Source organism: Ruminococcus callidus ATCC 27760 (assembly GCF_000468015.1).
Taxonomy (GTDB): Bacteria; Bacillota; Clostridia; order Oscillospirales; family Ruminococcaceae; genus Ruminococcus_C; species Ruminococcus_C callidus.
On the sequence record NZ_KI260330.1, the window covers coordinates 17,284 to 17,932 of the forward strand.

Here is a 649-nt window from a genome sequence, read left to right on the forward strand (position 1 = left end):
AAGTCGCCAGACGCTCTTTGTGCGGTATCGCCCCTGATTCACGTTGGTGCAAGGGCAGCACAGTACAAGGGCAACGCTGCCCCAGATTTCACACCATGCCTGCCCAAACTGCTTTTTCACAAGTTCGGAGGAATATTTTCCAAAACAAAAAAAGGATTGCTTTCCTGCGATCTCTGCGGAGAACTTCGGATTCTCCGCCGCGTACATTTTCTGGCTGTCCCCGAAAAGCCACCTTTTTCGCCGTGTGGTTTTTCTGGGTTTCTCAAGAGTTGGAAAAACTTTAAATAGATACAGCCTGCCGGCAATTCACGTCCGTCGGACAGGCAGCAGGGCATGTTGTAAAATGGTTCCAGCTTTCCCGCACTTTGGGTGCACTGGTCAAAAACCGCCCCGAGTATTTCATGCAGAATCTCTGTGGTTGCCCAGACATTCTGATTTGTCGGGAATCTGCCGTTGGTCAGATTCCTTCTTCACGCACAACAATACATAGTTTTATTATACGATTTTTACAAGAGAATGTCAATGGGATTTTTGGAAAATTTGCATTTTTGCCAATTCTGCAGAAGGCTTTCGACGGAATTTCAGCAAATCCGGCACCTTTCCTATGTGATGTTGCCATAGGGCAATACCGCACAAAGAGCGTCTGGCG

At 47.6% G+C, this 649-nt stretch carries 1 protein-coding gene; it reads left to right on the forward strand.

Features of this window, described 5'->3' with window-relative positions:
- On the forward strand, positions 1–288 hold a 288-nt coding region (locus RUMCAL_RS16160), incomplete at its 5' end, for a hypothetical protein (RefSeq protein ID WP_021681117.1).
- Between the last annotated feature and the right edge of the window lie 361 nt (positions 289–649).